This is a genomic window from Nesterenkonia haasae (assembly GCF_010119385.1).
Taxonomy (GTDB): Bacteria; Actinomycetota; Actinomycetes; order Actinomycetales; family Micrococcaceae; genus Nesterenkonia; species Nesterenkonia haasae.
In genome coordinates this window covers 43777-69761 of record NZ_VFIE01000017.1, presented here as the reverse complement: position 1 = coordinate 69761, position 25985 = coordinate 43777, and the positions used below count along the sequence as shown (strand labels likewise).

General features: G+C 59.9%; 29 protein-coding genes. 15 read left to right on the top strand and 14 right to left on the bottom strand.

The window, feature by feature from the left end; genetic code table 11:
* Positions 1–182: 182 nt before the first annotated feature.
* Positions 183–1460, top strand: a complete 1278-nt coding sequence (tgt, locus tag FH975_RS00410; protein ID WP_407938599.1) for a tRNA guanosine(34) transglycosylase Tgt — start codon at positions 183–185, stop codon at positions 1458–1460.
* 13 nt (positions 1461–1473) lie between these two features.
* Here tgt and FH975_RS00405 read toward each other — a convergent pair whose 3' ends face one another.
* The gene (locus FH975_RS00405) at positions 1474–2442 is read right to left on the bottom strand and encodes a 2-hydroxyacid dehydrogenase (RefSeq protein WP_162319587.1); all 969 of its coding nucleotides are present in this window, start codon (positions 2440–2442) and stop codon (positions 1474–1476) included.
* Positions 2443–2563: 121 nt separating this feature from the next.
* On the opposite strand from FH975_RS00405, the gene FH975_RS00400 reads away from it, so the two are divergent.
* Genes FH975_RS00400 through FH975_RS00385 form a run of 4 tightly spaced genes read left to right on the top strand, consistent with a single transcriptional unit; the run spans position 2564 to position 6529 of the window.
* Entirely contained in the window at positions 2564–3265 is a 702-nt protein-coding gene (locus tag FH975_RS00400) for an NUDIX hydrolase (RefSeq protein WP_153077424.1), read from the top strand.
* Positions 3262–4536: a quinolinate synthase NadA gene (nadA, locus tag FH975_RS00395; RefSeq protein ID WP_162319586.1), complete on the top strand. Its 1275-nt coding sequence runs from the start codon at positions 3262–3264 to the stop codon at positions 4534–4536. The genes FH975_RS00400 and nadA overlap by 4 nt, the downstream gene beginning before the upstream one ends.
* Before the next feature lie 8 nt (positions 4537–4544).
* Positions 4545–5411 (top strand): carboxylating nicotinate-nucleotide diphosphorylase, encoded by an 867-nt coding sequence (gene nadC / locus FH975_RS00390; RefSeq protein WP_162319585.1) that lies wholly within the window; start codon positions 4545–4547, stop codon positions 5409–5411.
* Complete coding sequence (locus FH975_RS00385) at positions 5408–6529, top strand: cysteine desulfurase family protein (RefSeq protein ID WP_162319584.1); 1122 nt, start codon at positions 5408–5410, stop codon at positions 6527–6529. The genes nadC and FH975_RS00385 overlap by 4 nt, the downstream gene beginning before the upstream one ends.
* 9 nt (positions 6530–6538) lie before the next feature.
* Here FH975_RS00385 and FH975_RS00380 read toward each other — a convergent pair whose 3' ends face one another.
* A complete protein-coding gene (locus FH975_RS00380) occupies positions 6539–6946 on the bottom strand; it encodes a CBS domain-containing protein (protein WP_162319583.1) in 408 nt (135 codons plus the stop codon).
* Positions 6943–7206, bottom strand: coding sequence for an STAS domain-containing protein (locus FH975_RS00375; RefSeq protein WP_153077420.1), 264 nt, complete (start codon positions 7204–7206; stop codon positions 6943–6945). Before FH975_RS00375 ends, FH975_RS00380 begins: the two co-directional genes overlap by 4 nt.
* 183 nt (positions 7207–7389) lie before the next feature.
* Here FH975_RS00375 and FH975_RS00370 point away from each other — a divergent pair, with 183 nt between their 5' ends.
* Complete coding sequence (locus tag FH975_RS00370; RefSeq protein WP_162319582.1) at positions 7390–8166, top strand: GAF and ANTAR domain-containing protein; 777 nt, start codon at positions 7390–7392, stop codon at positions 8164–8166.
* Positions 8167–8173: 7 nt separating this feature from the next.
* Here FH975_RS00370 and FH975_RS00365 read toward each other — a convergent pair whose 3' ends face one another.
* A complete protein-coding gene (locus FH975_RS00365; RefSeq protein WP_162319581.1) occupies positions 8174–8905 on the bottom strand; it encodes an SOS response-associated peptidase in 732 nt (243 codons plus the stop codon).
* A gap of 116 nt (positions 8906–9021) precedes the next feature.
* Here FH975_RS00365 and FH975_RS00360 point away from each other — a divergent pair, with 116 nt between their 5' ends.
* Positions 9022–9261 carry a DUF6480 family protein gene (locus FH975_RS00360; RefSeq protein WP_153077417.1) on the top strand — a complete coding sequence of 80 codons (240 nt, stop codon included), beginning with the start codon at positions 9022–9024 and terminating at the stop codon, positions 9259–9261.
* 13 nt (positions 9262–9274) lie between these two features.
* Here the strand turns inward: FH975_RS00360 and FH975_RS00355 are convergent, their stop codons facing one another.
* From FH975_RS00355 to FH975_RS00335, 5 genes are all read right to left on the bottom strand, one after another.
* Positions 9275–9586, bottom strand: a complete 312-nt coding sequence (locus tag FH975_RS00355; protein WP_162319580.1) for a putative quinol monooxygenase — start codon at positions 9584–9586, stop codon at positions 9275–9277.
* A gap of 139 nt (positions 9587–9725) precedes the next feature.
* Positions 9726–10418: a DUF899 family protein gene (locus tag FH975_RS00350; protein ID WP_162319579.1), complete on the bottom strand. Its 693-nt coding sequence runs from the start codon at positions 10416–10418 to the stop codon at positions 9726–9728.
* Between the two features lie 75 nt (positions 10419–10493).
* Positions 10494–11132 carry a dihydrofolate reductase family protein gene (locus FH975_RS00345; RefSeq protein ID WP_162319578.1) on the bottom strand — a complete coding sequence of 213 codons (639 nt, stop codon included), beginning with the start codon at positions 11130–11132 and terminating at the stop codon, positions 10494–10496.
* A 2-nt stretch (positions 11133–11134) separates the two neighbouring features.
* The gene (locus FH975_RS00340) at positions 11135–11752 is read right to left on the bottom strand and encodes a dihydrofolate reductase family protein (protein ID WP_162319577.1); all 618 of its coding nucleotides are present in this window, start codon (positions 11750–11752) and stop codon (positions 11135–11137) included.
* Positions 11749–12447: a winged helix-turn-helix transcriptional regulator gene (locus FH975_RS00335; RefSeq protein ID WP_162319576.1), complete on the bottom strand. Its 699-nt coding sequence runs from the start codon at positions 12445–12447 to the stop codon at positions 11749–11751. The genes FH975_RS00340 and FH975_RS00335 overlap by 4 nt, the downstream gene beginning before the upstream one ends.
* Before the next feature lie 243 nt (positions 12448–12690).
* On the opposite strand from FH975_RS00335, the gene FH975_RS00330 reads away from it, so the two are divergent.
* Both FH975_RS00330 and FH975_RS17020 read left to right on the top strand, forming a co-directional pair.
* The gene (locus FH975_RS00330; protein ID WP_162319575.1) at positions 12691–13380 is read left to right on the top strand and encodes an SDR family oxidoreductase; all 690 of its coding nucleotides are present in this window, start codon (positions 12691–12693) and stop codon (positions 13378–13380) included.
* 103 nt (positions 13381–13483) lie between these two features.
* The gene (locus FH975_RS17020; RefSeq protein ID WP_407938598.1) at positions 13484–13666 is read left to right on the top strand and encodes a helix-turn-helix domain-containing protein; all 183 of its coding nucleotides are present in this window, start codon (positions 13484–13486) and stop codon (positions 13664–13666) included.
* A gap of 542 nt (positions 13667–14208) precedes the next feature.
* On the opposite strand, the gene FH975_RS00320 is transcribed toward FH975_RS17020, so the two are convergent.
* The 5 genes from FH975_RS00320 to FH975_RS00300 all read right to left on the bottom strand — a co-directional run bounded on the left by FH975_RS00320 (position 14209) and on the right by FH975_RS00300 (position 19123).
* Positions 14209–15015: an IclR family transcriptional regulator gene (locus FH975_RS00320; protein ID WP_162319573.1), complete on the bottom strand. Its 807-nt coding sequence runs from the start codon at positions 15013–15015 to the stop codon at positions 14209–14211.
* A 261-nt stretch (positions 15016–15276) separates the two neighbouring features.
* Positions 15277–16683, bottom strand: coding sequence for a 3-oxoacid CoA-transferase (locus FH975_RS00315; protein ID WP_162319572.1), 1407 nt, complete (start codon positions 16681–16683; stop codon positions 15277–15279).
* A gap of 103 nt (positions 16684–16786) precedes the next feature.
* On the bottom strand, positions 16787–17638 hold the full coding sequence (locus tag FH975_RS00310; protein WP_162319571.1) for an SDR family NAD(P)-dependent oxidoreductase: 852 nt from the start codon (positions 17636–17638) through the stop codon (positions 16787–16789).
* Between the two features lie 35 nt (positions 17639–17673).
* Positions 17674–18726 (bottom strand): hypothetical protein, encoded by a 1053-nt coding sequence (locus FH975_RS00305; RefSeq protein WP_202922927.1) that lies wholly within the window; start codon positions 18724–18726, stop codon positions 17674–17676.
* A 139-nt stretch (positions 18727–18865) separates the two neighbouring features.
* Positions 18866–19123 (bottom strand): hypothetical protein, encoded by a 258-nt coding sequence (locus FH975_RS00300; protein ID WP_162319570.1) that lies wholly within the window; start codon positions 19121–19123, stop codon positions 18866–18868.
* 280 nt (positions 19124–19403) lie between these two features.
* Between FH975_RS00300 and FH975_RS00295 the strand changes: the two genes are divergently transcribed.
* The 6 genes from FH975_RS00295 to FH975_RS00270 are packed head-to-tail and all read left to right on the top strand — an operon-like array spanning position 19404 to position 25922.
* Positions 19404–20564: an NDMA-dependent alcohol dehydrogenase gene (locus FH975_RS00295; protein WP_162319569.1), complete on the top strand. Its 1161-nt coding sequence runs from the start codon at positions 19404–19406 to the stop codon at positions 20562–20564.
* A gap of 44 nt (positions 20565–20608) precedes the next feature.
* A complete protein-coding gene (locus FH975_RS00290; protein ID WP_162319568.1) occupies positions 20609–22078 on the top strand; it encodes an aldehyde dehydrogenase family protein in 1470 nt (489 codons plus the stop codon).
* 20 nt (positions 22079–22098) lie between these two features.
* The gene (locus FH975_RS00285) at positions 22099–23220 is read left to right on the top strand and encodes an NDMA-dependent alcohol dehydrogenase (RefSeq protein WP_162319567.1); all 1122 of its coding nucleotides are present in this window, start codon (positions 22099–22101) and stop codon (positions 23218–23220) included.
* Positions 23221–23230: 10 nt separating this feature from the next.
* The gene (locus FH975_RS00280; RefSeq protein ID WP_162319566.1) at positions 23231–23773 is read left to right on the top strand and encodes a UGSC family (seleno)protein; all 543 of its coding nucleotides are present in this window, start codon (positions 23231–23233) and stop codon (positions 23771–23773) included.
* A 29-nt stretch (positions 23774–23802) separates the two neighbouring features.
* Positions 23803–24909: a zinc-dependent alcohol dehydrogenase gene (locus FH975_RS00275; protein WP_162319565.1), complete on the top strand. Its 1107-nt coding sequence runs from the start codon at positions 23803–23805 to the stop codon at positions 24907–24909.
* Positions 24910–24923: 14 nt separating this feature from the next.
* Complete coding sequence (locus tag FH975_RS00270) at positions 24924–25922, top strand: amidohydrolase family protein (RefSeq protein WP_162319564.1); 999 nt, start codon at positions 24924–24926, stop codon at positions 25920–25922.
* Positions 25923–25985: the final 63 nt, after the last annotated feature.

Sequence of the window (25985 nt, the reverse complement as noted above, 5' to 3'; positions counted from 1 at the left end):
AGGCTCGAAACCGGAAGCCATTCACCAAGAAAGCGGTGGGCCAGGACAGCTCCGACAAAGGCCAGGATGGCCCCGGGCAGGATCTCGTAACCGCGGTCTACCCACCGCTCGGGGTCAAAGGTTGGCACCGCATCAGTGTATGGGGACTCGGGGCTCTGCCGTGGCACCGGTAGAATCCTTGGGTGCTTGACCCCCAAACCGTCCCCGCGCCGTCGCCCCTGCCCCCCGACCATGTCCAGGGAGACTTCGCCTTCGAAGTCCATGACCGGATTGACGGGTTCCTGGGCCGCACCGGCACCATCACCACCCCACACGGAGTCATCCAAACTCCAGCGTTCATTCCGGTGGCAACCAAGGCGACCGTCAAAGCGGTACGCCCGGAGGAAATGGCCGAGCTCGGCACTCAGGCTGTGCTGGCGAATGCCTATCACCTGAACCTGCAGCCCGGCACAGACGTGCTCGACGCCGCCGGCGGGCTGGGTAAGTTCATGAACTGGCCGGGCCCGACCTTCACCGACTCCGGAGGTTTCCAGGTGATGAGCCTCGGCGTGGGGTTCAAGAAGGTGATCCAGATGGACGCCAGTCGGGTCACCAATGATGAGGCGATGTCTGAGGAGCATGAGCGCCGAGCTTTCGTTGACGACGACGGTGTGACATTCAAGTCCCATATCGACGGCACCAAGCACCGTTTCACCCCAGAGATCTCGATGCGGCTGCAGCATGAGATCGGTGCCGACATCATCTTCGCCTTCGACGAGCTCACCACCCTGTTCAACACCCGCGCCTATCAGGAAGAGTCGTTGGAGCGGACCCGGCTGTGGGCTCAGCGTTGCCTCAGCGCGCACCGTGACCTCACCGAACAGCGCAGCCACAAGCCATATCAGGCACTGTTCGGCGTGCTGCAGGGTGCGCAGTATGAGGATCTCCGCCGTAAGGCCGCCAGCGACCTCGGCACCATGATGGTCGACGGCCAGGAGTTCGACGGCTTCGGCATTGGTGGTGCCCTGGAGAAGGAGAACCTGGGGACCATTGTGCGGTGGGTCAGCGAGGAGCTTCCGGAGAATAAGCCGCGGCACCTACTAGGCATCTCTGAGCCAGAGGACTTCTTCACCGCCATTGAGAACGGTGCGGACACGTTCGACTGCGTCCAACCCTCACGGGTGGCCCGCACTGGTCGTGTGTACACCCCAGATGGGTATTTCAACATCCCGCAGGCAAAGTTCAAGAAGGACTTCTCCCCCATCCAAGAGGGCTGCGGGTGCTACACCTGCCAGCACTACACCAAGGCGTATCTGCATCACCTGTTCAAGGCCAAGGAGATGCTCTACTCCACCCTCTGCACGATCCACAACGAATACTTCACGGTGCAGCTGGTGGCTGATATCCGCACCTCGATCACTGAGGGCAGGTTTTCAGAATTCCGCGACGCCGCCCTCGCCCGATACAAGGGCAAGACGTAGTCCGTCGAGGCGCTCAGCCTACGGGGGTGAGCGGCTTCTCCCCGTTGAGCACGGCGACCACGTTGCGGAACGCCAAGGAGGCCATCTCATTGCGCGTGACATCGCCGGCTGAGCCGATGTGCGGAAGCATGACCACCGAGTCCAACGTGCGAAGCCGCGGGTTGGTGGCCGGTTCAAACTCGTGAACGTCCAACCCCGCCCCGCCGAGATGCCCGGAATCGATCGCATCAGCGAGGGCTTCCTCATCCACCAGGGGCCCGCGGGCAGTGTTGATCAGGTAGCTGCCGGGCTTCATAGCCTCCAATTGCTGGGCACCTATCAAGTGTTTAGTGTCTTCGGTCAGCGGGCAGTGCAGGCTGACGATATCGGCGGCGCTGAGCAGCTCATTAAGCGACGACGCAGGGCTCACGCCTAGGCTTCGGGCGTCGTCGTCATGAGCCCGCCGCCCGGTGGCGATGATGTTCATGCCGAAGGCCTGAGCTCGTTTGGCCACTGCCATCCCGATCCGGCCCAGGCCAACGATGCCGAGGGTGGCTCCGGCCGATACATCGAGTCCTACATAGCCCTCGGGACTCCAGATCCACTCGGTGCCAGTGCGGATGAATCGGTCGCCTTCGGCTACCCGCCGGGTGGTGGCCAAAATCAGCGCCAAGGTCAGATCGGCGACGGCCTCATCCAAGACTCCGGGGGTGTTGGTGACGAGCACCCCGCGTTCGGCGGCAGCGTCCAGGTCAATGTTGTCGTACCCGACTGCCACGTTGGAGACAACTTTCAGCTGATCCCCGGCGGCGTCGAGCACTTCGGCGTCAATCCGGTCGGTCACCAGACTGACGATAGCTTCAGCCCCGCTGACGGACTCAACGAGCTCCTCGCGGGTTGGTGGAGCAGCTGCGGTGTAGTGAGTGCGCAGCTCATCTGGAAGCTGCTTCCGGAACTGCTCTACGACGTCGCCCAGCGGACGGGTGAGATACACGTGGCCCATGCGCACCAGAGTACAGGGAACGGCCCCTTATGAGCTTCAGGTTGACCTGACCACAAGTCACGGGAGATAGTGTCATCTGTACCAGAAGCCCTTCGGGGTTCGACCACCTCAGGATGGTGAAATGTCCGCAGAGCCGGAACAGCGAATGGTGCTGGCCGTATCCACCGTGATCTTCTCGCTGCGTCCGCACCCGGACACTGGCGAGTTCACCCTTTGGATGCCTCTGGTGCGTCGCATCCGCGAGCCGTTCAAAGACCGGTGGGCGCTGCCCGGTGGACCCTTGGACAATGGGCTGGACCTGGCGGAGGCAGCCAAGAGCACCATGCACCGCACCACACAGGTGCAGCCGCGGCATTTGGAGCAGCTCTACGCCTTCGGTGACGTCGACCGATCTCCCGAAGCCCCCGAACGGGTGGTCTCGATCGTCTACTGGGCGCTCGTCCGCCAGGATGAGGACCTCCAGGTAGTGGACGCTGAGAACGTTGAATGGCATCCGGTGGAGGAGATACCGGGGCCACTGGCATTCGACCATGATCTGATCATCCGCTACGCCGTGGACCGGCTGCGGGCCAAAGTCACCTACTCCCCGATCGCGCATGCTTTCCTGCCTGATGAGTTTTCATTGGCTGACCTGCGCCGGGTCTATGAAGCCATCCTCGACCGCGCGCTGGACCCGTCGAATTTTCGGCGGCAGATCCTGTCCCAGGGCACTGTGGAAGACACCGGCCGCCGGATGACCGGCACCGCACACCGCCCTCCCAAGCTCTACCGCTCCGCACCCAAGAGCAGCCGCTACGCACTCACCATCGAGGAGAACCCATGACGCTGTCTGTGACTGAACAGATCGAACTGTCACCTTCCAGGTCCTGCAATACGAAGCTCGCTGAAGGCCCCTGGGAGTTCGACCCGCACCCTGGATATGGGCCCGGTTCCTCAGAAGCAGACCCCATCCCCGATGCCACCACCCGCTCAGGCCAGTTGCCGCAGGCATATCGGGAGATGTCACAGGAAGAGCTGCATGAACGGATTCGCCGGGCGAAAGCCGCCCTGGCAGAGAAACTCGTCATCCTTGGGCACTTCTATCAACGCGATGAGGTGGTCCAGCATGCGGATTTCCTCGGAGATTCCTATCAGCTGGCCAAGGCGGCGCTCTCCAAGCCGGAAGCCGAGCACATTGTCTTCTGCGGTGTGCACTTCATGGCAGAGACCGCCGACATCCTTTCTGAAGAGCACCAGAAGGTCATCCTGCCCAACCTCGCCGCCGGGTGCTCAATGGCCGATATGGCCGATGAAGACTCCGTGGAGGCAGCTTGGGAAGACATCTGTGATGTCTACGGGGTGGACCCGGAGAATGCGGTGCCAGGTCCGGACGGGAAGCTGCCGATCCTGCCGGTGACCTATATGAACTCCTCCGCCGCACTGAAGGCCTTCTGCGGCCGACACGGCGGGATCGTCTGCACCTCCTCCAACGCCTCAGCCGTATTGGAGTGGGCGTTCGAAAGGGCCCACCGTGTGCTGTTCTTTCCCGACCAGCATTTGGGACGCAACACGGCCAAGGCCATGGGAGTTCCGCTGGAGCAGATGCCCATGTGGAATCCACGCCGATCCTTTGGAGGCAACAGCGCAGAAGACCTCCTGCAGGCCAAGGTGCTGCTCTGGCACGGGTTCTGCTCGGTGCACAAGCGCTTCACCGTCCGCCAAATTGACAAAGCCCGGGCCGACTACCCCGGATGCCGGGTCATTGTGCATCCGGAGTCCCCGATGCCAGTAGTGGACGCCGCCGACGCCGCCGGCTCCACGGATGCGATCAGAAAGTACGTCGCTGCCAGCTCACCAGGGGATGTGATCGCCATCGGCACAGAGATCAACCTGGTCAACAGGCTCGCCGCTGAATACCCCGATAGGACCATCTTCTGCCTCGACCCAGTGATCTGCCCGTGTTCCACTATGTACCGGATACACCCCGGCTATCTGGCCTGGGTCTTGGATGAGATCGTCGAAGGCCGGACGCCGAACCAGATCATCGTTCCCCCCGAGACTGCGGAGCCAGCCCGCGTGGCCCTGGACCGCATGCTGGCAGCCGCACCGAAATGAGCACACTAATGGGTGCTACTGCGCCCTCCACAGGTCAGATCGACCGGGTGATCGACATTGCGCTCAGCGAAGATGTCCCCTTCGGGGATCTCACCACCGGAGCCTTCGTGCCCAAGCCCGCTCAGGCTCAGGCACAGCTGCGCGCCCGCGAGCCAGGGATCTTCTCCGGTGGACAGGTGTTCACCCGGGCCATGCAGGCAGTCGATGACCGCGTGAGCGTGGACCTGGACGTCGCTGACGGGGCTGAGTTTGCGGCAGGAGACCTGCTGGCGCAGCTTCATGGTCCCGCCCGTGGGATCCTTACCTGCGAACGCATCGCATTGAACCTGGTACAGCGCATGTGTGGAATCGCCACTGTCACCGCCAAGTTCGTGGCAGCCGTGGAAGGCACCGGTGTCCGGATCGCCGACACCCGGAAGACCACGCCCGGCCTGCGGGTCCTGGAACGTTACGCCGTGCGCTGCGGTGGTGGGCATAACCACCGGTTCAGTCTCTCTGATGCGGTGATGGCCAAGGATAATCACCTGGCGGCGCTCGCTGCGGAAGGGATTGGCCTGGCTGAGGCGATCCGTACCGCGAGGGCACGGCTTCCGCACACTGCTCATATTGAGGTGGAAGTGGACCGGGTCGAGCAGATTCTTCCCGCCCTGGAGGGCGGAGCGGACACCATTATGGTGGACAACTTCTCCCCCGATGACATGGTCCAGGCAGTGGAACTCATCGCCGGCCGCGCCCTCGTGGAGGCCTCCGGCGGAGTGTCCCTGGAGACAGTGGCCGGTATTGCGCGCACCGGTGTTGACGTCATCAGTGTGGGCGCGCTGACCCATAGCGCCCGGGCGTTGGATCTGGGATTGGATTTTCAGGTCGGCGCATGATCTATCTGGATGAGGCGGCCTCTGCCCCGCCGAGGCGTGAAGTGCTGGAGGCCATGTGGCCGTATATGACCGCCTACTTCGCCAATCCAGCCAGCCGGCATGACCCGGGTCTGGAAGCAGAGCGTGCGGTAGAGGACGCCCGACGGCGGGTAGCGAAGAACTTGGGTGCTCGTCCGGCAGAAATCGTCTTCACCTCGGGCGGGACCGAAGCAGACAACGCAGCAGTGAAAGGTATTGCATTTGCAGCGCCGCGTGGCCGTCACGTGCTCGTTTCTGCCGTGGAGCACCCAGCGGTCCTGGCGCCGGCGGACTGGCTGGGCCGAATGGGATTCACTGTGGAGCATCTACCCGTTGACGCCGAGGGCCTGGTGAGCCCAGATGCCCTGCGTTCAGCCCTGCGCGAGGACACCACCCTGGTGAGTGTGCAGACTGCCAATGGCGAGGTCGGCACAGTGCAGGACATTGCTACTCTGAGCGCGGTTACGGCCGAGTACGGGGTGCCATTCCATACGGACGCGGTCCAGGCTGCTGGGGCGATGCCGCTGCAGGTAGGCGACCTGGGAGTGCAGGCGTTGAGCCTGGCCGGGCATAAGCTCGGCACCCCTAAGGGAGTAGGCGTGCTGTATGTGCATCGCCGAACCCGCTGTGAGCCGCTGATTCACGGCGGTGGACAGCAGCGTGGGCGCCGTTCCGGGACGGAGAATGCCGCTGGCGCAGTCGGTATGGCCGTGGCCCTGGAATCTGCCGCGCAGTCCGATGTGGTGCGGTGGGGGCGGCGTCGTGATCATTTCATAGCTGCGGTGCAGGACGCTGTTCCGGGTGCCCAGCTGACAGGGCACCCGACTCAGCGGTTGCCGGGTCATGCCTCGTTTCAGTTTGCTGGGCGCAGCGGGGAGTCCCTGTTGCTGGACCTGCAGCAACGGGGTGTGTGGTGCTCTTCTGGTTCGGCCTGCGCAGCCGGAAGCGATGAGCCCAGCCCGGTGCTGAGCGCCATGGGACTCTCTGCAGACGAAGCGCAGACTGCAGTGCGTTTCACGTTCGGAGCTGATATCCCGATGGATCACCTCCACCGGGCCGTGGATGCCCTCCGCGAATCAACCGCCTCTTTTAGGAACTGACTCGCTGGACTAATCGGAGCTTCCGCTCATCCGAGATTCCGGCTGACTCAGGGTCTGCACGAACACTGGGCCCGGGTACAGGATCCCGACAGCATTGATGTTTCCGACGACTGTGAGGGGGCGGGGTCCGCCATCTTGGTAGAGCCGGATGACGTCGTCAGTCGTGTCGTCCGGTCTCACGAACTCCAGCTCTTCTGGAATGATGCATGCGCAGCGTTTCTTAGGCCACGTCTCGGGGTACTCTGCGACCACCTGCGCGATCGCCGCCTCTGTGATCAGCCCACGAGGCTGATTGGTCATCCCCAACACGAGCACGGCATCGTCCTCGCCACTGAGCAACTGAGCTGCTTCAGCTACGGATTGGGTCATGGAGATGACGCTAGTAATGGGTGACATCAGGTCGCTGACGTATGTCATGGCAGGACCTTCTCTCCTTCTAGGGGCAGGACCGGGAACTCTACGGTGGGTTCCGGGAGCCCCAGCGCTTGGCGGACCTGAGTGAGGTAGAGCTGCAGCGCGGCGAGTCCTGCGGGTTCAATGTGTTCGGCATCCTGGAGGTCCAGGGTGAGGTCTGGGCGGGCCGCTGGATGGATTCCTTGGTCAAGAGCGGCAGTCAGAGCTTTTGCGCTCTCCAAGGTGAGACGGCCCGATACGACGAGATGAAGAGGACCGTTCACGTCGGAGAGGCTGATAGAAAGTTGGGATGAGTGCTCCATTAGTTACAGTTACCCTTGGATGAGAATCGACAAGAGCCCTCTGCTTGAGCTAAGAAAATTACGGTACCAGATCGTCACACTGGGAGAAAGCTCTCACGGCTGGCCAGGGGGCGTGGAGGTGGTCTCTAGCGTAGAGTCAGGCCTATGACTGAAGACCCGGCGTTCCCAGTGGGGAGAACGGAGACGGCAATGGAGACTCTCCACGGCACGCGCGACTTTTCGGCTGAGCTGAGTGAACTGTTGATGGAGGACCACGACATTGTCGAGGTATTGAACTCGTTGGCTCACCTGGCTGAGCAACGGCTCTCCATGGGTCGAATTGTGCGGTGCGGAATCGTGCTGGAACGCCCAAGACGGAACATGGTCGTCGCGAGTGGTTCGGCTGAGGCGAAGCAAATGGAGGAAACCCAAACTGGTTTCGGAGAGGGCCCCTGCCTGGAAGCCCAACGCACAGAAACCGTGATCAGGATCCCTGATGTCCGGCATGAGAAGCGCTGGGCGCCCTACATGGAGGAAGTGCGTCGCCACGGCCCGCTGAGCGTGCTGGCGGTGCCGTTAGAGATCAACACATCGGCAACGGCTGCCATGAACTTCTACTCCTATCAGGTGGGCGATTTCGCCGACGAAGCCTTGGACATCGCGCTGGAATACGCCAAAACCGCCTCTACGACAGTAGCGATCGCTCTACGCATTGCAGAGCACTCAGAAACCGCTGAGGATCGTCGACGCGCTATGGAGTCACGAACCACCATCGACATCGCTGTGGGCGTCATCATGGGCCAGAATCGGTGCAGCCAGGAGAAAGCTGTGGAGATCCTGAAGAAAGCGTCCAACCACCGCAATATCAAGTTGCGGGAACTTGCCGAGCAGATCATCAGCACGGTGGGACAGTCGACACCGGAGACCAGTTTCGACTCCTAAACTCGACCTAGCGGTGTAGGGGTTCCAAGAGCTCGGGCGAATTGTTGCGGACGTTGCCGACGTCGCGGCCCACCTCATAGATTTCCCAGCCCGAGGCGACTTCGAGCGCCTCAGCCCTTAACTGCGTGAGGAGAAGGGCGGCGTCGTCCTTTTCCAGTGTCTCTGGACTCAGCCAATCACCGAAGTGCTTAGGGCCGAGGGGCAGGGGCATCCTCTCATGCAAAGCCGAGAGGTCCTCGAGGATTCCGCCGGTTCCTGGCGCTGGCGATGGACCGGTAAGGATCGTGGTGGAGAGCAACCAATCGCCGGTGCTTGGGTCTTTCCACCATTCGTAAAGCCCTGCGAAGGCAATCAGTCGCCCATCCACGGGTCTGATCACGTGGGGTCGTTTGCGGTTGCCCTCGGGCAACCATTCGTAATAGGCGTCTGCCGGCACCGCGCATCGTTTGGATCTCACCGCTGAGCCGAAAGTGGGCTTTTCGACGACGGTTTCGCTCCGGGCGTTGAATGCCTTATACGCATCCTTGGGATCTTTCGCCCAGCCCGGCAGGAGCCCCCACCGGGCCACGTGGATCTCGCGGCGGAGTTCATCCTCGTCGAGGCGCTCCACCACTATCGGCACGCCAGCAGTGGGTGCGACGTTCCATGAGGGACGCACTTCCACGCCTTCAGCGAGATGAACTCCGAGGTCCGCTGCGAGGTCTGCCCCAGCACGCGCTTGAACGTATCTGCCGCACATGAAACGACCATACGCCGCCGCAGGCTGATCACGCTAGAGCGGTCCAGAACTGCACGCTGCATCGACCACGATGAAGAACTGCTGGTCAGAACCGGGGCACCTTGTACGATGGGGATATGAGCGAACGCCACAATGAGCCCGGACCGGGCCCCGAAGAGTCTCCAGGCCTCGACGCTGGAAACAGTGTCCGTCCTGGCGACACCCCGCCGGACGCTGGCACCACAGATGATCAGAGCCACGGAGCACCGCCGGCGAAGTCGCCCAGCAGTGCTAAGCCACTCATCATCATTGGCAGCATTGGAGTGGCGGTGCTGTTGTTGATATTCGTCGGCTACATCGCGGGCATTATTTCTTAGGTCCGCTGGCCCTTTAGAGCACGCCCTGCTTGGAGGTGCCCATGGGAATTGGCGACATGCGGGTGACCACAGGTGAGTCTTCAATCAGGTGGCTGATGGCGGACAAGAGCTGGCGCACCGCCGCCCCTTTCCCATGGGTATCCAGCGCCTTGACTGAGGACCACTTCTCAAGCATGGTGACGGTCCCATCCTCAGCATCGTGGATGGCGTAAAGTTCGCAGCCTTCCTCTTGGTGGACAGCCTCAATACCAGTGCGCATAGCCTCAACGAGTTCAGCCTTCTTTCCAGCCTTCGGGTGGAAAACAGCGGTCACGATAACGGTCATCTGATCCTCTTTCGTGGAGCGTGCGAATTGGTCATTCGGATGCTGGGTGCACAGCACATCCATACTGAGAAGGCTACCGCTGAACCAGCCACAGCACGTGAATTGACGGCGAGCACGCCTTGCTGACAGTGGGCCGTTCTCACCCCGCCCTGATCTCACGGGCCCGCTTGTACTCGGCTTCGTAGTCGGAGGGCTCTGGCCACCAGGTGTAGGGGTCGCCCTGCGGCCTCCCGCTGGGCACCTCCTGCCAGGCTTCCTGGCGACCCCATGGTGTCAGATCCAGCAGGGCCCAGGTATTCGTGAACTGTTCTGCTCCGCGGCCAGTGGTGTAATAGGTGCGGAAAACTCGCTCGCCCTCGCGAAGGAAGACGTTGAGGGCAAAACCTTGTCCGCGGCCCGCCCCTACGTCGGCACCGAACGAACTCTCGGCTGCCGAGTACCAGGGCATGGTCCACCCGAATCGCGCGCGATAGGCATCAGCTTCCTCCCAGGGGCCAACCGTCACAACGGCGAAGGTCGTGTCCCTAGCATGGAGAGGTTCCAGAGTTGCGATGTGACTGGCGAACCACGTGCAGCCGCTGCACTGGTCCTCAGCTCCGGGATTCCACATAAAATGGTAGGTGATCAGTTGTCGACGACCTTCGAAGGCATCGAGCAGACTGGTCTCCCCCTGCCCACCACGGAGTGTATAGGGCGGCAACTCGACCATCGGCAGGCGGCGGCGATCCGCGGCAAGGTCATCGAGTTGGCGAGTGAGTGCCTTCTCCTTAGCGTGCTGCTTGCTCAGCGACGCATGCCATTCGCTGGATTCGACGATTCGTGGAAGTGCCATTGGGATCTCCTTAATCCAAAGGGCCAAACGGGGTGTTTACGTGACGAATGGAGGGTAGACGGCAGGGGCGACCTACTATTGCTGGATACTGTCTCTGCCGTTTTCGACGACCGCAGCTGCTTGTCGAAACTCTCCGGGGGTTAGTTCCAGGGCCACAACTCCACTGGCCGTGACTGTGCTGCTCGTAACTGTCATCGTGCTGGCTGGGTTAGTGGATCCGAAGACGCTGGATCCCTCACCGACCATGACTGGGGCGATGAGGAATCGGTAGATATCGACCAGGCCCGCCTGCTGGAGGGTGCGCGCTAGTTGGATGCTTCCGTGCACTTGAAGCTCATCCCCGGGATGGGTCTTCAGTTCACGAACTCGGTCAAGGAAGTCTTCTCCGAGCGCGGTGGTGGTATCTGCCCACACTTCGTCCACTGGGGAGGAGGTGACAACATATTTTGTTCTCTGATTGATTTGGGAGGCCACCCGGTCCTCCGGATCGGTAACCTGGGGCCAGTGACTGATGAAGGCGTTGTAGGTGGTGCGCCCAAGAAGCAGCGCCGAGGTATGTGAGTACCACTCGTCGACGGCCCGACCGCAGCCTTCGTCGAACACGGGCATGAGCCACCCGCCCCTGGCGAAGCCTCCTCGCGGATCCTCCTCTGGGCTTCCCGGTGATTGCGAGACCCCGTCGAGGGTCATGAATAAGTTGACGCTCAGTTTCATCACTACGTCTTTCTTGTCGTCTCGATCTGATAGGTGAGGTGTGTGGCATTAGGGGTGACCACGACGTCGACCTGGGTCATTTGGATCTGCTGGTCGATGAGCGCAAAAAGACTGGTCCCGGCTCCCATCAGCACCGGCGAAAGGTGCACGCGCACCATGTCGACCAACCCGGCGGCAATTGCCCGAGCGATGGTCTCGCCACCGCCCATAATGACCACCTCTTTCTCCACCGCAGCCTCCCGCGCTTGGGAGACGGCCGACTCGATGCCGTCCCTGATGAAGGTGAATCCCTGAGTGTGCCTGGTCTGCGACGGTACGTGGTGCGTAAGGACGAAGATCGGCGGCATGGCCGTGGTGGGGTGGTCGTAGGCGTAGTTGATGTCTTGATTCCAGCCGTTGGGACCATCTACGAAGTCGAAGGTGCGCCGACCCATGATGACCGCACCGGTCGAGCCTTCCGCCTGCTCGAGGAACGCGCGATCCTCAGGGGACTCGTTGGAGGCGAAGACCCACTGTTGGACCGCCTCCCCGCCCCGCCCCAAGCCGTGTTCGAGGTCCGGGTCAGGGCCAGTGACAAAGCCGTCCAGAGACATGGAGATATCGGCAATGACGTTGCTCATGCGGGGGCTCCCATCGGAGGTGTTGGCAGTGTAAAACAGTGGGCGAAGGCGGTGACCGTAGCCGGTGAGCCATCAATGTGCACATGGGTTTCTCGGCTCGCCTCCGCAGGATCGAGCCCTCCATAGACGATGGCCGCAAGGGTTTTTGGATCGGCGTGGACGCTGGTGGCAGCGGATCCTGCAGAGTGACCGGCGTCCGGCGTGCCTCCTCCCTGCTCGGGGATCCTGCCGATGCTGAACGATGCTTGGTGGATTCGGGCATCAAATATGTCCTCACCCATGAGGAACTTCAGGTGCAGGTGCGCCTCACGGGCAGCCTGGGCATCGAAAGTGGTCCTCAGTGACAGCGCAAACGACGAGGCGCTGAATGACTGTTCCTCCAACTCAACCGGAGTATGGGCAGCCCAGCGGCCCAGGGAGATCAGTATCGGTTCGAGTTCGGCACCCCAGGGGGTGAGCTGATAGACAGTGGCCGCAGCAGGCGGACTCAGGCGCCTTTTGTATATGACTCCGGCACCGACGAGCTCTTTGAGCCGGCTACCCAAGATGTTGGTGCTCACCCCCGGCAGAGCCGCAGCCAGATCGGAGTAGCGACGCGGGCCGAAGATGAGCTCGCGCACCACGGGAAGCGCCCAACGCTCACCAATCACATCCAGGGCCCGTGTGATTCCGCACGCATCACTGTAACTACGCATACACTGTTTTTACCACTCTTTACTTGTAAATAGCAAGCACTGTATTGCTACTGCGAAGAATTGCTGTCAGGAAGCGGGAGATGCGGTGCACCCAGTGTTGGGGTGGAGATTCCAGTGGTCCAGCGCGATGCGCAGTGATGTCGCGCCGCCTGGGCTCCTAGTACATTGTCTGGAGCGGACCAGAGAAACGTTGTCCGTGGGGTCTGCTGCAGATGCGCCCACCATCGAGGAGGAGAATTCAATATGGCAACACATACAGAAGGTCCAGCACATAAGACGGCACTGGTCACCGGGGCCAGCAGCGGCATTGGTCGCGAGGTCGCACGTCAATTGGCAGGGTTGGAGTGGCGGGTCATCGCCATCGCTCGGAGCGAAGACAGCCTGAAGCAGCTAGCGGCCGAAGCACCTGGCGTCGAACCACGACCAGCAGATCTGACCAGGTTCCCATACCCTGATCTGGTTCCCGACCGTGTCGACGCGTTAGTCCATGCCGCCGGTGTTGTACCGATAGGGTCCGTGGAAAGAGCCACGCCTGAAGACTGGCACTCAGCTTTCACACTCAACGTCACCGCCGGAGCAGAACTCGTCCGCCAGGCACTGCCCAAGCTGCGCCAGCACCGAGGGACGGTTGTCTTCGTCAATTCTGGTGCAGGGGTCACTCCCCTACCCCGCAATACGCTCTATGGAGCAACCAAGCACGCACTACGTGCACTGGCCAATGGGCTGCGGCAAGAAGAAGAAAGCAATGGGGTCAGGGTCACGTCAGTCTTCCCGGGCCCGACCGACACCCCATTGTTCACCGGCGACGTCGATCGGTCAGAACTGATCAAGCCCGCAACTGTGGCACGAGCGATCATTGACGCCATCACGGCGACCGACGACACCCAGCTCACCGAGATCCAAGTCCGCCCACGAAGGGAGCTTTCCTGGTAGGTGTCCTGTCACAAATGTCGGGCTAGCGGGATTTGAGTCTCAATAGATCATCACTAGGCCTCTCAATACATTATTAATACCGGGTCAGGGCTGATGATGATGGATGACTCGGCGTAGACAGATCATCAGGGCAGTGAGCGGCGAATCGATGCCGCAGGCAGAAGGAGCCCGGGCTTATGGGGTCTCCGCCTCGATGGTCTCGAAACTGTTGAAGCAATGGGCCAGAAAAGGTGATCAAGCCTTCTACACTGGCTCCCGAGGGGACCGAAGACACACCCAGCAGTAATTGCCGATGAGTTGATTCAACGGATCACCAGAAACCGTTAGGACCTCAGTACCGAAGGCCTCGATGCCAGATCCCACCATCGCTGGTCACTTCCACAGACGCCTACCCAGTTGCCAGGTGCCGTCTTGAGCAACGACCAACCGGATCCTGAAACGCCAAGGGCTCACCCCGATCAATTAAAGAAAAGACCCAAAGCCTCACAGATCAGGTTCGAAGCCCCACCACCCAATGGTTGTTAGCAATCAGATCTCACCAAAGTCGGGCTCACCCAAGACGCCACCGCAGAGCAGACCACTGGTGGTGTAGTCCCACCACGGACGCATCTAGATCCAGGCTGCCTTCGCAGCGATCACCTGGGGTGATGGCGCCCATGGTTCACGACCCGCGGACCCGAGCCTCTTTGGAATAGTGCCGCGTAAAAGGCAAAACGGACCGCCAAATCCGAAGAACACGCAAACGCCACCTCGCCCCAAGCAACTTTAGAGAGCTCGATGCGACAGGCTCGAATTCAACAGGGAATTGAAAAATACAGATGCTCCCAATTACGACATGCCCGCGTGTCGCCGGTTGAAATCTACGGTTCGAGGATCTAGCTGAGGCTTCTCTTTGAGAGCGCGAGAAATCCGTGTGGCGCATACTCGCACGAAGTCCACAAGGGAAGTTGGGGTGACCTGGTTGACCTCATATGTCAGACCCACTGCGGCGCGCACCTCTCCATCCAAGCCGACTATTGGGGCCGCTACCCCGCCTGCCGACGGGGAGACACACTGATGAGCCACGAAATATCCTTGCTGCTGTATCTTCTCCAAAGTGGAGCGTAGGTGGCCAGGATCGGCAATAGTGTGTTCGGTGTAGCGCTTCAGCGGCCGTTGTAAGTACTCCTCAAGGAAATCCTCACTTTCGTGGGCGAGAAGCACGAGGCCGGAAGCCGCGACGTGAAGCTGAAAATGGCCGCCTATTTTGTTCCGTCCAGTGTAATTCGGGTGAGCACGCAGTGCTTCAACGTACATCACCTCGTACTTGTCGCGGACGGTCAAATGAACGCTCATGCCTGTTCGATAATGCAACTCCATCAGATGAGGAAGTGCTCGTTCGCGTAATCCCATCGCTTGAGACGTCGAGGCGAGACCCAAGATCTTGCTGCTGAGGCGGTAGCGGCCCGACTCGTCAAGCTCCAGACCGCCCCATTGCACGACTTCTTTCACGAGCCGATGTGTCGTTGTCAGGGTGAGGTCCGCTTGACGGCTAATTTCTGACAGAGAAAGTGGGCTGCCTGCCTTGGTGAAGGCATCCAACAGAGCCAGAACTCGGCCGGCAGCAGTCAGCTTTGGTTCAGCAAGATCGCTCATCACAGCACCCTCTGCATACGACGTTGTATGGTATCGACACCACTATGGCACGCAGTGACATAAATCACAAGATACCGCAGTCAGGGGCGGAAGTCAGTCCCGGTAAGCATCTTGGGCTCCAAAATTTCCATATCTTACTAGGCCAAAAACATTGGGAAATACACGGGTGGCCACCTCAGGGTTCATTGTGCAGATTGACTAATGACCAGTTCCGGGGAGACCCTCCCACATCATGTTCGACGCCGTCCTTGGCCGGAAGGCTCACCATGCGTCTTGCATGACGCCGAGATTCTTTGCGACATCGACGTCCATCTCAGTTAGCTCGAGAACCTCCTCAACGGAGAATCCTGCCGCGAGCTCCTCCAGCGTGAATCGCCCCCGCTCATTACGTCGCAGGAGCGCGAGATCCGTGACCACCACATTCGTACACTCGGCCGCGGTAATCGGATAGTGGCATTCCTGGACGAGCTTGGGCCGACCTTTGGAATCCACATGCTCCATCGTGACAATGACGGATTTTGCGCCCACGGCGAGGTCCATTGCTCCCCCGATGCCGCCGCCTGGGCGTCCTGGATGCGCCCAGTTTGCCAAATCACCGTTGCCGCCAACTTGGTAGGCACCCAACACGACGGCATCTAACCGCTTCCCGCGTGCAATTTCAAACGATGTGACTGAATCAAAGAAGCTGACTCCGGGAAGGACATCAATAAAGTTCCCTCCAGCGTCATGGAAATCGGGATCTGCTCTTTCAATATCAGCAAAACCACCGTAATTGAGCATCCCGTTCTCGGCATGCAGTACGACGTCGCGCCCATCCAAATAGTTGACCACTTGGTTTGGCAGGCCCGCCCCCAGGTTAATGACGCTCTCATCCTCCAGAAGCGCCGCTGCCCGCCGCCCAATCTCCGCGCGCGACAATGCTGGCTTACCGTTGTACTCCCGATGAGAGTCCGCAGAACGGGCTGAACGCTGGGGCAGGGAAGAAACGTCGACTTTCGTGGTGGTCTTTACGACCCGCGCAATGAAGACTCCCGGAAGGTGAATCTCTTCAGGTGAAAGCTCTCCGACCTCGACGATCTCCTCCACTTCTATGATGGCTGTGCGTGCGGCCTTGGCAAAGCTGTCGTTGAAGTTCCGGCTGCCGCCACGGAACTGGATATTGCCATATCGATCCGCCCGATATCCGCGCAGTATGGCGAAGTCTGTCGTGATGCCTCGCTCCAAAATATGTGGTCGCCCATCGAAGAAGCGGACGTCTTTTCCCTCTGCCACTTTGGTTCCGGCACCGACTTCTGTGTAGAACGCAGGGATACCGGACCCTCCGGCTCGCATACGTTCGACCAGAATCCCCTGGGGAACGACCTCGAACTCTAGTTTTCCGGCAAGAATCTGCTCCTCGGCCAAAGTTGGTGGTCCGGGACGGGAAGAAAAGCTTGCAACGAGCTTAGAAATCTGTTCGTTTTCCGCTAAAAGTTGTGCGGTTGGCGCTCCCTGGCTCCCTAGCCCATTGCAGTAGACCGTCAGGCCACTTGCTCCCTGCCCCTGGAGTGCTTCCAACAGAGTAGACGGGAAGCGGTGGGAGATGCCGAAGCCGGCGACCGCCACAGAGGCTCCGTCTGGGATGTCCGCCACGGCGTCGGCAGCAGTTGAGACGACTTTGTCTTCCATTCAGGATCTCCAAATTGTGTCAAAAAGTTCTTGTTAACCGGGTGCTCCAAGACTCGTGATCGAGTCAAGGACTCACATATAGGCATCGCGCCGCTGCGTAAAACTAGTTCTTTTGTAGAGTGTCAGCCCCGGCCGCACCAGTGCTGCGAATCGCGAAACCTCCACCGTCTACCGAGAGGACCTGCCCGGAAATCCACCGAGCTTGATCTGTTGATAGGAATAAGGCGGCTGAAGCAATATCCCAAGGATTTCCCTCAGTCTGAAGGGCGACATTCTTCCGACGAATCTCACGCATTTTTTCATCCATGCCCCGGGCTGCGAATGCGCCCCAGATCATGCCAACGCGAATGCAATTGACTCTGATTCCTCTGGGGGCCAAAGTAGCGGCCGCACCAGTTGTCAGCTTTTCCACGCCCGCCTTCGCCAAGCTGTAAGGCATGGCCGGACCGCGACCCTCCGCCGCTCCGGACGACACAGTGACGATTGCCCCTCCGTTCGTCATATGAGGCTCCGAAGCAACCATGAGCCTCCAGGCCGATTTCAGGTTGAGATCGAAGGCCCGATCCCACTCCTCCTCAGAAAGACCGAAGACGCTCGTGGCACCTCCGCCACCGATAGAGGTGGCGACGACATCTAAGCTTCCGAATTGCTCGGCCGCAGCAGCAACAGCTGTTGACGTGGACTCTTGGGAAAGGACGTCCACCTCGAAGACCTTTGCATTACCACCATCTTCAGTGATGGCTGCTACCGTTCGTTCGGCGGCCGCGTTGTCCCGGTCCAATACTGCAACTTGAGCTCCAGCCCGGTGATACAGCCACGCCATCGCGAAACCGACGTTGCCTAGGGGTCCGGAGAGCCCGCCACCTGCGACCGCCGCCGTCTTGCCAGCTAGCCACTGAGCACGCGGATCGGCCAGCGGGTCCGTGAGTGGGACGGGAAATTCTTGGTTCGGCATGGAACACTCCTTGGTTTTGGGAAGGCGACGTGGCTTTATTCTCCGGATGTCCCCACTGGGAAGGATTCCGCTGACCAGTCCGAAAAGACTCGCACCACCATTGAAATCGCAGCGTTTGGGGAACCCGCCACCACAATGGGAAGAGATTTGGGGCTGTTGGCGGCGAAGACCCGGTGAAAATGCTCATCGTCGAAGGGAGCATCCGGCTGTTTCGCGCTGAGCCCCTTCCCCACCGACTTCAGCTGCCCTTCTGTCTTGCCGCAGTGCTCTACTAGCCATTCACGCACGTCCTGCTTGGAGTAACCGGCGGCCGCCAGCACCCTGGCATGGTCTGGGTTCATCACAATACCCACCGAGGAGTGTTTGAAAATCCACGGCCCCGACCGAGAGATGGTGTCAGCGAAATCCCTTAGAATCTCGACAGGCTCGTGGAAGTGCCTGTTATCGAGGAACTCGCAGGTGCGTACAAGCATCGTACTCACCCGACTCTCGCCAGCCGCGGCACCCAGTTCCACTGAAAGTGGCTCCCACGGACTGTGCTCCTCATCCTCGCCGATGAGCTGACTCCAGCGTCCAGGAACACCCTGAGTTGCTTGTTCGAGTTCGTGTGGCAACAGTCCGAAGCTGTTGCGGACAGTCAGGCCGATGGCCCGTGGGATCGTCATATTGGCTCGGAAGCCGGGACCGTAAACCCCTCCTGTGCTGTTAATGCCCAAGCGCTCGCGAATCGGTCCGTTGACGATTACCCATGGCGCGGGACCGGATGTGGATTGCCATCCGCCGCCCAGCGCCGCACGTTCGTTCGTTAATGCATCCCATGTGGCGAGCACGAGTGGAAAATACTCCGGACGGCAACCGGCCATCACAGCATGAACTGCCACCTCCCGGACCGTAGCGGTTCGACCAAGTTGCGGAAGCTTGGCGATGACCTCATCGGGAGATCGCGACGCATGAGCGAGAAACTCGTCAACGTGCGCTTCTGTGGCAGGCAAAACAGGCAATCCGTCTGACCAGCCGTGTTCGTAGAGGTAGTCAGACACTCGATGCGCATTCTGGGGATCGAGCTTTGCTGCCTGTTGATCGTTCACTAGGCACCCTTTCAACCGTTCCGTGCGAGCAGACCAAGCCTGGGCTCGCTTAGCCTATGTGGCACGTATCACTATCCATCTAGGCCCGTAGCAGTGTCATGGGCACTTCCACGCCATGGAATGGCATCCAGGTGGAGACTCAGTGTTCGTTGGGCAGGACGACGCGATCCAGGGTGTAGGGCGTGCTGGAGAGAGCCTCGCCCATGATTGCCTCCATCACCGGAGTGGGAGACAGGCAGTCAGCGCAAGCCTCAGGCCCAGCCTCGATCTCTACCGTCACCTTCTCTTCCTCGTTCAAGGACCATTTCAGGTGATAGTCATCCTTCTCCATCGTTTCGCGAAAGTTTGCAAGTGCCTGGTCGACCGCAGAAGAGTCTGATGCTGTCTGATCGTTCATAGTGGTGCTCCGTCTCTAAGTTTCGCGATGACTTTCACCGCGCACCGCGCGCGAGCGGTACCTTGAATATGACCCTCCTCGTGGCATATAGGGAGGAGCTTTTCGTGTGCTGGAAGAAGATTTGTCAGCCCAGCGGAGCTCTCATCGGAGTCCACAGCGTTTCACCCTTCCACCCGGAGGAAGTGAGGTGCGCCACATACTGACTTATGATCACCATGGAGTACCAGGACACCTCCTCACCGGGGTTACCCAGAGCAATGATGCTGACCGAAGGGGGCTCATGAGCACCACCGTTGATGCGCCGGAATATGCCGAACAAGCGCTGGAAACCATTAGAACTAAGGCTGTCGTCTGTTACGAGGGCGGAACGCCCTGGGAGCTGACCGAGTTGGAACTCGATCCTCCGAAGGCCAACGAGGTCAGAGTCAAGTGGTATGCCGCGGGTCTATGCCACTCCGATGACCATATCCAGAAGGGCGATGCGCCGATGCGCATGCCGGTCGTTGGAGGCCATGAGGGAGCTGGTGTCGTGGACGCCGTGGGCCCGGGAGTTACCCGAGTCGAGTTGGGCGATCACATCGTTGCCTCCTTTATTCCGGCCTGCGGTAACTGCCGCTACTGCTCCTCGGGTCGCCAGAACCTGTGTGACGACGGCAAGAACGCTGGTATTGGGATTCTGAAGGACGACACCTTCCGCTTTCACAAAGACGGCGTTGATTACGGCGGACTATGTGTACTCGGGACTTTTACCCAGTTCTCGGTGGTCTCAGAGGCTTCTGTCATCAAAATTCCCAAAGACATCCCCTGGGAAGTGGCCTCACTGTGCGGCTGTGCCGTCCCTACTGGGTGGGGCACCGCGGTGAAGGCTGCCGGAGTGAAAGTGGGGCAGACTGTCGTCATATACGGTGCCGGCGGTGTCGGCTCCAACGCGGTCCAGGGGGCCGCAATGGCAGGTGCCGAGCGTGTCATCGTTGTCGATCCGATCGAGTTCAAACGTGACATGGCGAAGGTCTTCGGTGCTACTCACACTTTTGAGACTGCGGAGGAAGCCTTCGAGTTCGTTCGCGCAATCACCTGGGGCGAACTAGCGGATCATGCACTCATCACAGTCGGGCAGCTTCACGACAAAGTCATCGCCGATGCTCTGAACATCATCGGTAAAAGCGGGCAGGTCACCATTACTGCCGTAGGGCCAGGCAAGATCAAGGCCAATCCTGGTCTGTTTATCGGTTACCAGCGGCGCATCAAAGGCCATGTCTACGGCGCCTGCAATCCGCTGGTCGACGTCCCGCGACTGCTGAGCATGTACAAAGCCGGCAAGCTCAAACTCGATGAATTGGTGACCCGCACCTACAGCCTGGACGAAATCAACCAGGGATACCAGGACATGCTTGACGGCAAGAATATCCGCGGCGTCGTTCTCATCGACCACGACGACTGACCAGAACTTCTCCTCCTGAACAGAATTGACGAAGGACACGCATTATGACTGTCACAGCAGAAGCACCCCTTGATCTCGACCCAGAACTTCTCATTAGCGGAGCCCAACTGATCGGCGGAGACTGGGTGCCCGCCTCCAGCGGAGAAACCATCGAGGTCATCAACCCCGCCAATGGCAACGTCATCGCCAACATTCCACGCTCCGATGCGACGGACGTGGACCAAGCCGTTCAGGCTGCCGAAAAAGCTCTCCCTGCCTGGCGTGACCTCAGCGCGACTCTCCGAGCCGACCTCATCTTCAAATGGGCAGACCTCGTGGAACAGAAAGTCCAAGAGCTAGACCAGCTTGAGTCCCAAGAAGTCGGCCGACCCGCCAGGGGCATGGTCCCTATGGCAAATCAGTTGCGGTTCATTGCGGGGCAGGCGGACAAGGTGCAGGGCGTATCACTACCCACCCACTCACCTGACACCATTGGCTTCACTCTCCGTGAGCCCTTCGGAGTCGTAGGTGCCATCATTCCCTGGAACGCGCCCGGCCCCATGTTCGCTGTTGAGGTGGGCGCCGCCATCGCAGCGGGAAACACCATCATTATCAAGCCCGCCGAAGACGCCCCACTGGCAGCCCTTGCGCTGGCCAAACTCGGGGTTCAAGCAGGCATACCGGCTGGCGTCATCAATGTGGTCACCGGTTATGGGGTCGAAGCTGGAGCGCCAATTCCGGCTCACCCCAAAGTCACCCGTATGGGATTCGTCGGCTCGCCACAAACTGGGCGAGCAATTATGGAGTCCTGCGCCAAGAACCTCACGCCGTTGCACTTGGAGCTGGGCGGAAAATCCCCACAGGTTGTCTTCGACGACGCCGATCTGGAGCGGGCGATTCCCGGTATGGCGTTCGCCATCACCATCAATACCGGTCAGGTCTGCGCGGCGGGCTCGCGTGTGGTTGTCCACCGCAGTATCCACCACGAAGTTGTGGAACGCCTGGCAGCTGAGTTGCAGAAAACGACGATCGGCCCCTGGTATGAGAACGTGAGCATGGGGCCGGTGGTGAACCAGAAACAGCATGAGCGTGTGCTGGGGTACATGGATATCGGCAGACAGGAAGGCGCTGACCTCATCATTGGTGGTGGCCAGCCATCCGGTGCCAAATACGAAAACGGGTTCTTCGTCGAGCCGACCATATTCGACAAAGTTGATCCCGATAGCCGATTGGCGCAGGAAGAGATTTTTGGGCCTGTTCTCTCAGTGATTCCGGTCGAGGACGACGACGAGGCCCTCCAGGTAGCGAACAACACTGACTACGGACTCGTGTCGTCTGTGTGGACAAGCAACACCGGACGCGCCGTCAAATTTGCTCGGGGGTTACAAGCCGGGCAAGTCGGAGTCAACAGTCCTATCGGTGCCGGCGTCATCGGTGGACCTTTCGGGGGCTACAAGAACTCCGGCTTCGGCCGAACAATGGGAGCCGACTCCGTCTTGGAGTGGACCCAGGTTAAAACCGTTTCGATCCGCTGAACTGAGGCTGCGTACAACTCATGACTGACACCATCACCACTCGCGCTGCCGTGACCCACGAGGCGCACACCGGCTGGAAGATCACCGAGCTGGAGCTGGATGCACCAAAGGCCTTCGAGGTCCGCATCAAGTTCTACGCCTCTGGACTCTGCCACTCCGATCATCACATCACAGAAGGCGATGCCCCAGTGCGTATGCCCGTAGTCGGAGGACACGAGGGCGCTGGGATCGTCGAATCCGTCGGCGAGCACGTCACCCGTGTGAAGCCCGGGGACCGAGTTGTGTGTTCGTACATCCCCGCCTGCGGTACCTGCCGACCCTGCTCGGAGGGTCACCAAAGCATGTGCGTCAAGGGGCTAAACGCTGGGACCGGAATGTTCTTGGACGGCACGTTCCGATTCCACAAGGATGGTGAGGATTACGGGGGGTTCTGCTCTCTGGGGACGTTCTCCCAGTACGCCGTGGTGTCCGAGTACGCGGTCATCCCGCTCTTTGATGATATTCCCTTCGACCTTGCTTCGATCTCCGGGTGCGGAGTGCCCACCGGATGGGGCTCCGCAGTGTACGCCGCGGGCGTCCAAGCCGGCCAGACTGTTGTGGTATTCGGCGTCGGCGGCGTGGGTTCCAATGCGGTTCAGGGAGCACGCTATGCGGGTGCTCGAGATGTCATTGTGGTAGATCCCGTGGAGTTCAAGCGCGAAAACTCCAGGACACTGGGGGCCACGCATGCCTTTGCCACCGCTGAGGAAGCACACGATTTTGTTGTCGCCCACACCTGGGGACAGCTGGCGGATCATGTCATCCTCACCCCGCATATCGTGACGGAAGAGATGGTCAACGCAGCGGTCCAAATGACGGGAAAGGGCGGCAAAGTCACCATCACCGGCATCGGCCGCGGTGAAGCCGTGACGCTGCCCGGTGGCTTCCTGATCGGATACCAACGGGAGATCCGCGGAGCTCTCTTCGGCGATTGCAATCCCACCTACGACATCCCGCGTCTCCTCCGAATGTACATGGAAGGCGACCTCAAGCTCGACGAACTCATCACCCGCAGGTACACCCTCGACCAGGTCAATGATGCATATCAGGACCTCGTCGACGGCAAGAACATCCGCGGTGTGATTATCCACGAAGAAGAATAGGAACTCAGCCGTGACACCGAATGGAATTTTGAACCCCACCCAGGTCTCGCAAGGAAGCGAGGAGTCCGCGAAAGCCCATGCGCAGCGGACCGCTCAGCTCAACGGGTTGCGCGTTGGTTTGCTGGACAACACCAAACACAACGCCTTGCTCTTTCTTCAGGAGGTGGGAAATCTCCTCACCAATGAATACGGAGCCAAGGAGGTGAGCATAGTGGAGACCAAGCAGAACTTCTCAGTGCCGGTCGATGAAGACATCATCGGCCGCTTCAAAGAGTCTTCGGACGTTGTGGTCATCGGTATAGGTGATTGTGGTTCCTGCAGTGCCGCAGCCGTGGCCGACGGCATTCAGTTTGAAGGAGGCGGCTTGCCGGCAGCAGTGGTCATCACTGATGCGTTCGATACGACTGGCAGGTCTATGGCCAAGATTCAAGGGGACGCCGATTATCAGTGGATCACCACTGAGCATCCTGTGGCACCGCTGAGCGCGGACGAGGTCAAGGAGCGGGCACGCCAATTGACCCCTTCCATTGTGCAGACTCTGACCTCCGCCTGACGAGACTCAAAGACCACTAGGGAGTAAACATGGTAGAAATGGTGCGCGCTGCTGTCCAGACCGAACCACGAACTATAGAAATGCGGGAATATCCACGTCCCACAATCGGGCGCGACGACGGTCTCATTCGCGTGGAGGCTAACGGAATCTGTGGCTCAGATGTCGAGATTTTCAGCGGTGAGCTCGGTGGCGCCCGAGGGCCGTTCATCCCCGGTCACGAGCCGATGGGAATCATCGAAGAGCTCGGTGAGCTCGCCTCCGAACGATGGGGCGTCGAGGTCGGAGACAGAGTGGGCCTGGAAGTCATTGTTCCTTGCCGCCAGTGCAAAGATTGCCTGATAGGCCGATACCAGGCATGCCGTTTCCGCCAAGGAGGCCACGGTGTCACCCCGGTCGCTGTCGAGCCCATTCTCTGGGGTGGTTTCGCGGAGTACATGTACCTCTCCCCCACGTCGGTGATGCACAAAATCGACAAGGATCTCCCAGAGGAAATTGCCGCGATGTATAATCCCATCGGCGCGGGCGTCCGATGGGCCGTAGATCTGGGAGGAGTGGGGCTGGGTGACACTGTGGTCATTTTGGGTGCAGGACAGCGCGGGCTGGGAGCAGTCATTGCTGCGAAGTCCGTAGGCGCTTCGAAGGTCGTCATCACCGGGCTGGAAAAAGATCACCACAAACTGGACTTGGCTAAAGAACTTGGCGCCGACCACGCTGTCGCTGTCGACGGCCCCAATGCCGTAGACATCGTTGAATTCGTCGGGGACATCACCAATGGCGCGATGGCAGACGTAGCCGTTGAACTGACACCCATGGCGGCGGGACCGGTGAACGATGCCATCAAATCTGTCCGGCACGGCGGAACTGTGGTCTTAGCAGGCCTAAAGGCTGGACGGGAAATCCCTATCGTGACGGACACTATTATCCAACGGGCGCTGACCTTCAAAGGAGCGTTCGGCGTGGATGCTCCCGCACAGCGTAAGGCGATAGAGATCATCGAATCGGGCCGCTTCCCGCTGGAGAAACTCCACACCCACACCTTTGGGCTGGAAGAGGTGGGTGAGGCCATCGACACTCTGTCCGGCAAGGCGGGAAACGGCGATGCTGTCCATGTCTCCGTTCATCCTCACAAGGATTGAGTAGGAGAAGGTTGATGATTGTCGACGCACACGCCCACTATCTGCCAAAAGATTACCCGGCAGACGCCCCCGCCTGTTTTCCCTCTATGAAAGCGCTGCCTGACAGTACTGACAGGCAGCTGATCTTCGGACAGATGAAATTCCGCGCGAGGGATGTCTTCTTCGAGGCCGAAAAACGCCTAGAAGCGCAGGACGCCTCCGGAGTAGACGTCGAGGTCATCAGTCCTATGCCTCCTCTCTTGCGCTACGACCTTCCGGCAGCGGACGGGCTTGCGCTAGCTCGGCATACCAATGAGTTCACCGTGGAGCTAACCTCTCATTCTCCTCAGCGACTGATCGGTCTCGGCATGGTCCCGCTGCAGGATCCAGAGGCAGCCGCGAGGGAGCTGAAACACGTCAAGGACATGGGCCTTGCAGGTGTGGAGATCGCTTCCAATATTGGTGGGAGCTCTATAGGCGACGAAAAATTTCTGGAGTTCTTCAAGGAACTAGAACGCTTGGATCTGGCCTTGTTCGTCCACGCTATGCCCTCTCCCAATGACAGGCTCCCGATGTCTGCCATGGGCACCTATGTGGTAGGCATCGAGGGTATGTATGCTGCGGCGTCTCTGATCCTTGGTGGAACGGCGGCGGCCTGTCCGAACCTGCGCATTTCCTTCAGCCACGCAGCTGGTGGGTTTCCCATGATGCTTCCCCGTGCCAATTATTTCTGGGGTGGATCGTGGAATGAGGAGCCGAAGAATCTTGAGCGTGCAGTGATGCCAGACGATGGACCTTCGCCTCTGGACTATGCCCGCCGCTACTACTATGACTCCATGGTCTTTGACCACCGGACCATCCGGTACCTCATAGACATCCTGGGCTCGGACCGTCTGATGGTCGGCTCAGACTTTCCTGCGATGTTGCGCGAGGATCCAGCTGCGAAAACCTTGAAGTCCATGGAACTGCCTCCCGGTGACTGGGAGAACATCAGCCACCGCAACGCCTACAGATGGCTGGGCTTGACGGCCTGACGCCAATGGGCACCAACGCCTGCTGAACCCTGCTGCAGGCATTTTTCGAGGTGCCCTCTGGCG

Coding starts and splice junctions, on each gene's coding strand:
- FH975_RS00355 (WP_162319580.1), bottom strand. CDS start 9,586: ATGACCGTTATCGTGACCGCTGTTTTCCACCCGAAGGCTGGAAAGAAG.
- FH975_RS00345 (WP_162319578.1), bottom strand. CDS start 11,132: ATGAAACTGAGCGTCAACTTATTCATGACCCTCGACGGGGTCTCGCAA.
- FH975_RS00295 (WP_162319569.1), top strand. CDS start 19,404: ATGAGCACCACCGTTGATGCGCCGGAATATGCCGAACAAGCGCTGGAA.
- FH975_RS00270 (WP_162319564.1), top strand. CDS start 24,924: ATGATTGTCGACGCACACGCCCACTATCTGCCAAAAGATTACCCGGCA.
- FH975_RS00370 (WP_162319582.1), top strand. CDS start 7,390: ATGACTGAAGACCCGGCGTTCCCAGTGGGGAGAACGGAGACGGCAATG.
- FH975_RS00340 (WP_162319577.1), bottom strand. CDS start 11,752: ATGAGCAACGTCATTGCCGATATCTCCATGTCTCTGGACGGCTTTGTC.
- nadA (WP_162319586.1), top strand. CDS start 3,262: ATGACGCTGTCTGTGACTGAACAGATCGAACTGTCACCTTCCAGGTCC.
- FH975_RS00385 (WP_162319584.1), top strand. CDS start 5,408: ATGATCTATCTGGATGAGGCGGCCTCTGCCCCGCCGAGGCGTGAAGTG.
- FH975_RS00290 (WP_162319568.1), top strand. CDS start 20,609: ATGACTGTCACAGCAGAAGCACCCCTTGATCTCGACCCAGAACTTCTC.
- FH975_RS00320 (WP_162319573.1), bottom strand. CDS start 15,015: ATGAGCGATCTTGCTGAACCAAAGCTGACTGCTGCCGGCCGAGTTCTG.
- FH975_RS00315 (WP_162319572.1), bottom strand. CDS start 16,683: ATGGAAGACAAAGTCGTCTCAACTGCTGCCGACGCCGTGGCGGACATC.
- FH975_RS00330 (WP_162319575.1), top strand. CDS start 12,691: ATGGCAACACATACAGAAGGTCCAGCACATAAGACGGCACTGGTCACC.
- FH975_RS00400 (WP_153077424.1), top strand. CDS start 2,564: ATGTCCGCAGAGCCGGAACAGCGAATGGTGCTGGCCGTATCCACCGTG.
- FH975_RS00360 (WP_153077417.1), top strand. CDS start 9,022: ATGAGCGAACGCCACAATGAGCCCGGACCGGGCCCCGAAGAGTCTCCA.
- FH975_RS00310 (WP_162319571.1), bottom strand. CDS start 17,638: ATGCCGAACCAAGAATTTCCCGTCCCACTCACGGACCCGCTGGCCGAT.
- FH975_RS00365 (WP_162319581.1), bottom strand. CDS start 8,905: ATGTGCGGCAGATACGTTCAAGCGCGTGCTGGGGCAGACCTCGCAGCG.
- FH975_RS00350 (WP_162319579.1), bottom strand. CDS start 10,418: ATGGCACTTCCACGAATCGTCGAATCCAGCGAATGGCATGCGTCGCTG.
- FH975_RS00275 (WP_162319565.1), top strand. CDS start 23,803: ATGGTAGAAATGGTGCGCGCTGCTGTCCAGACCGAACCACGAACTATA.
- nadC (WP_162319585.1), top strand. CDS start 4,545: ATGGGTGCTACTGCGCCCTCCACAGGTCAGATCGACCGGGTGATCGAC.
- FH975_RS00380 (WP_162319583.1), bottom strand. CDS start 6,946: ATGACATACGTCAGCGACCTGATGTCACCCATTACTAGCGTCATCTCC.
- FH975_RS00335 (WP_162319576.1), bottom strand. CDS start 12,447: ATGCGTAGTTACAGTGATGCGTGCGGAATCACACGGGCCCTGGATGTG.
- FH975_RS00405 (WP_162319587.1), bottom strand. CDS start 2,442: ATGGGCCACGTGTATCTCACCCGTCCGCTGGGCGACGTCGTAGAGCAG.
- FH975_RS00300 (WP_162319570.1), bottom strand. CDS start 19,123: ATGAACGATCAGACAGCATCAGACTCTTCTGCGGTCGACCAGGCACTT.
- FH975_RS17020 (WP_407938598.1), top strand. CDS start 13,484: ATGACTCGGCGTAGACAGATCATCAGGGCAGTGAGCGGCGAATCGATG.
- FH975_RS00285 (WP_162319567.1), top strand. CDS start 22,099: ATGACTGACACCATCACCACTCGCGCTGCCGTGACCCACGAGGCGCAC.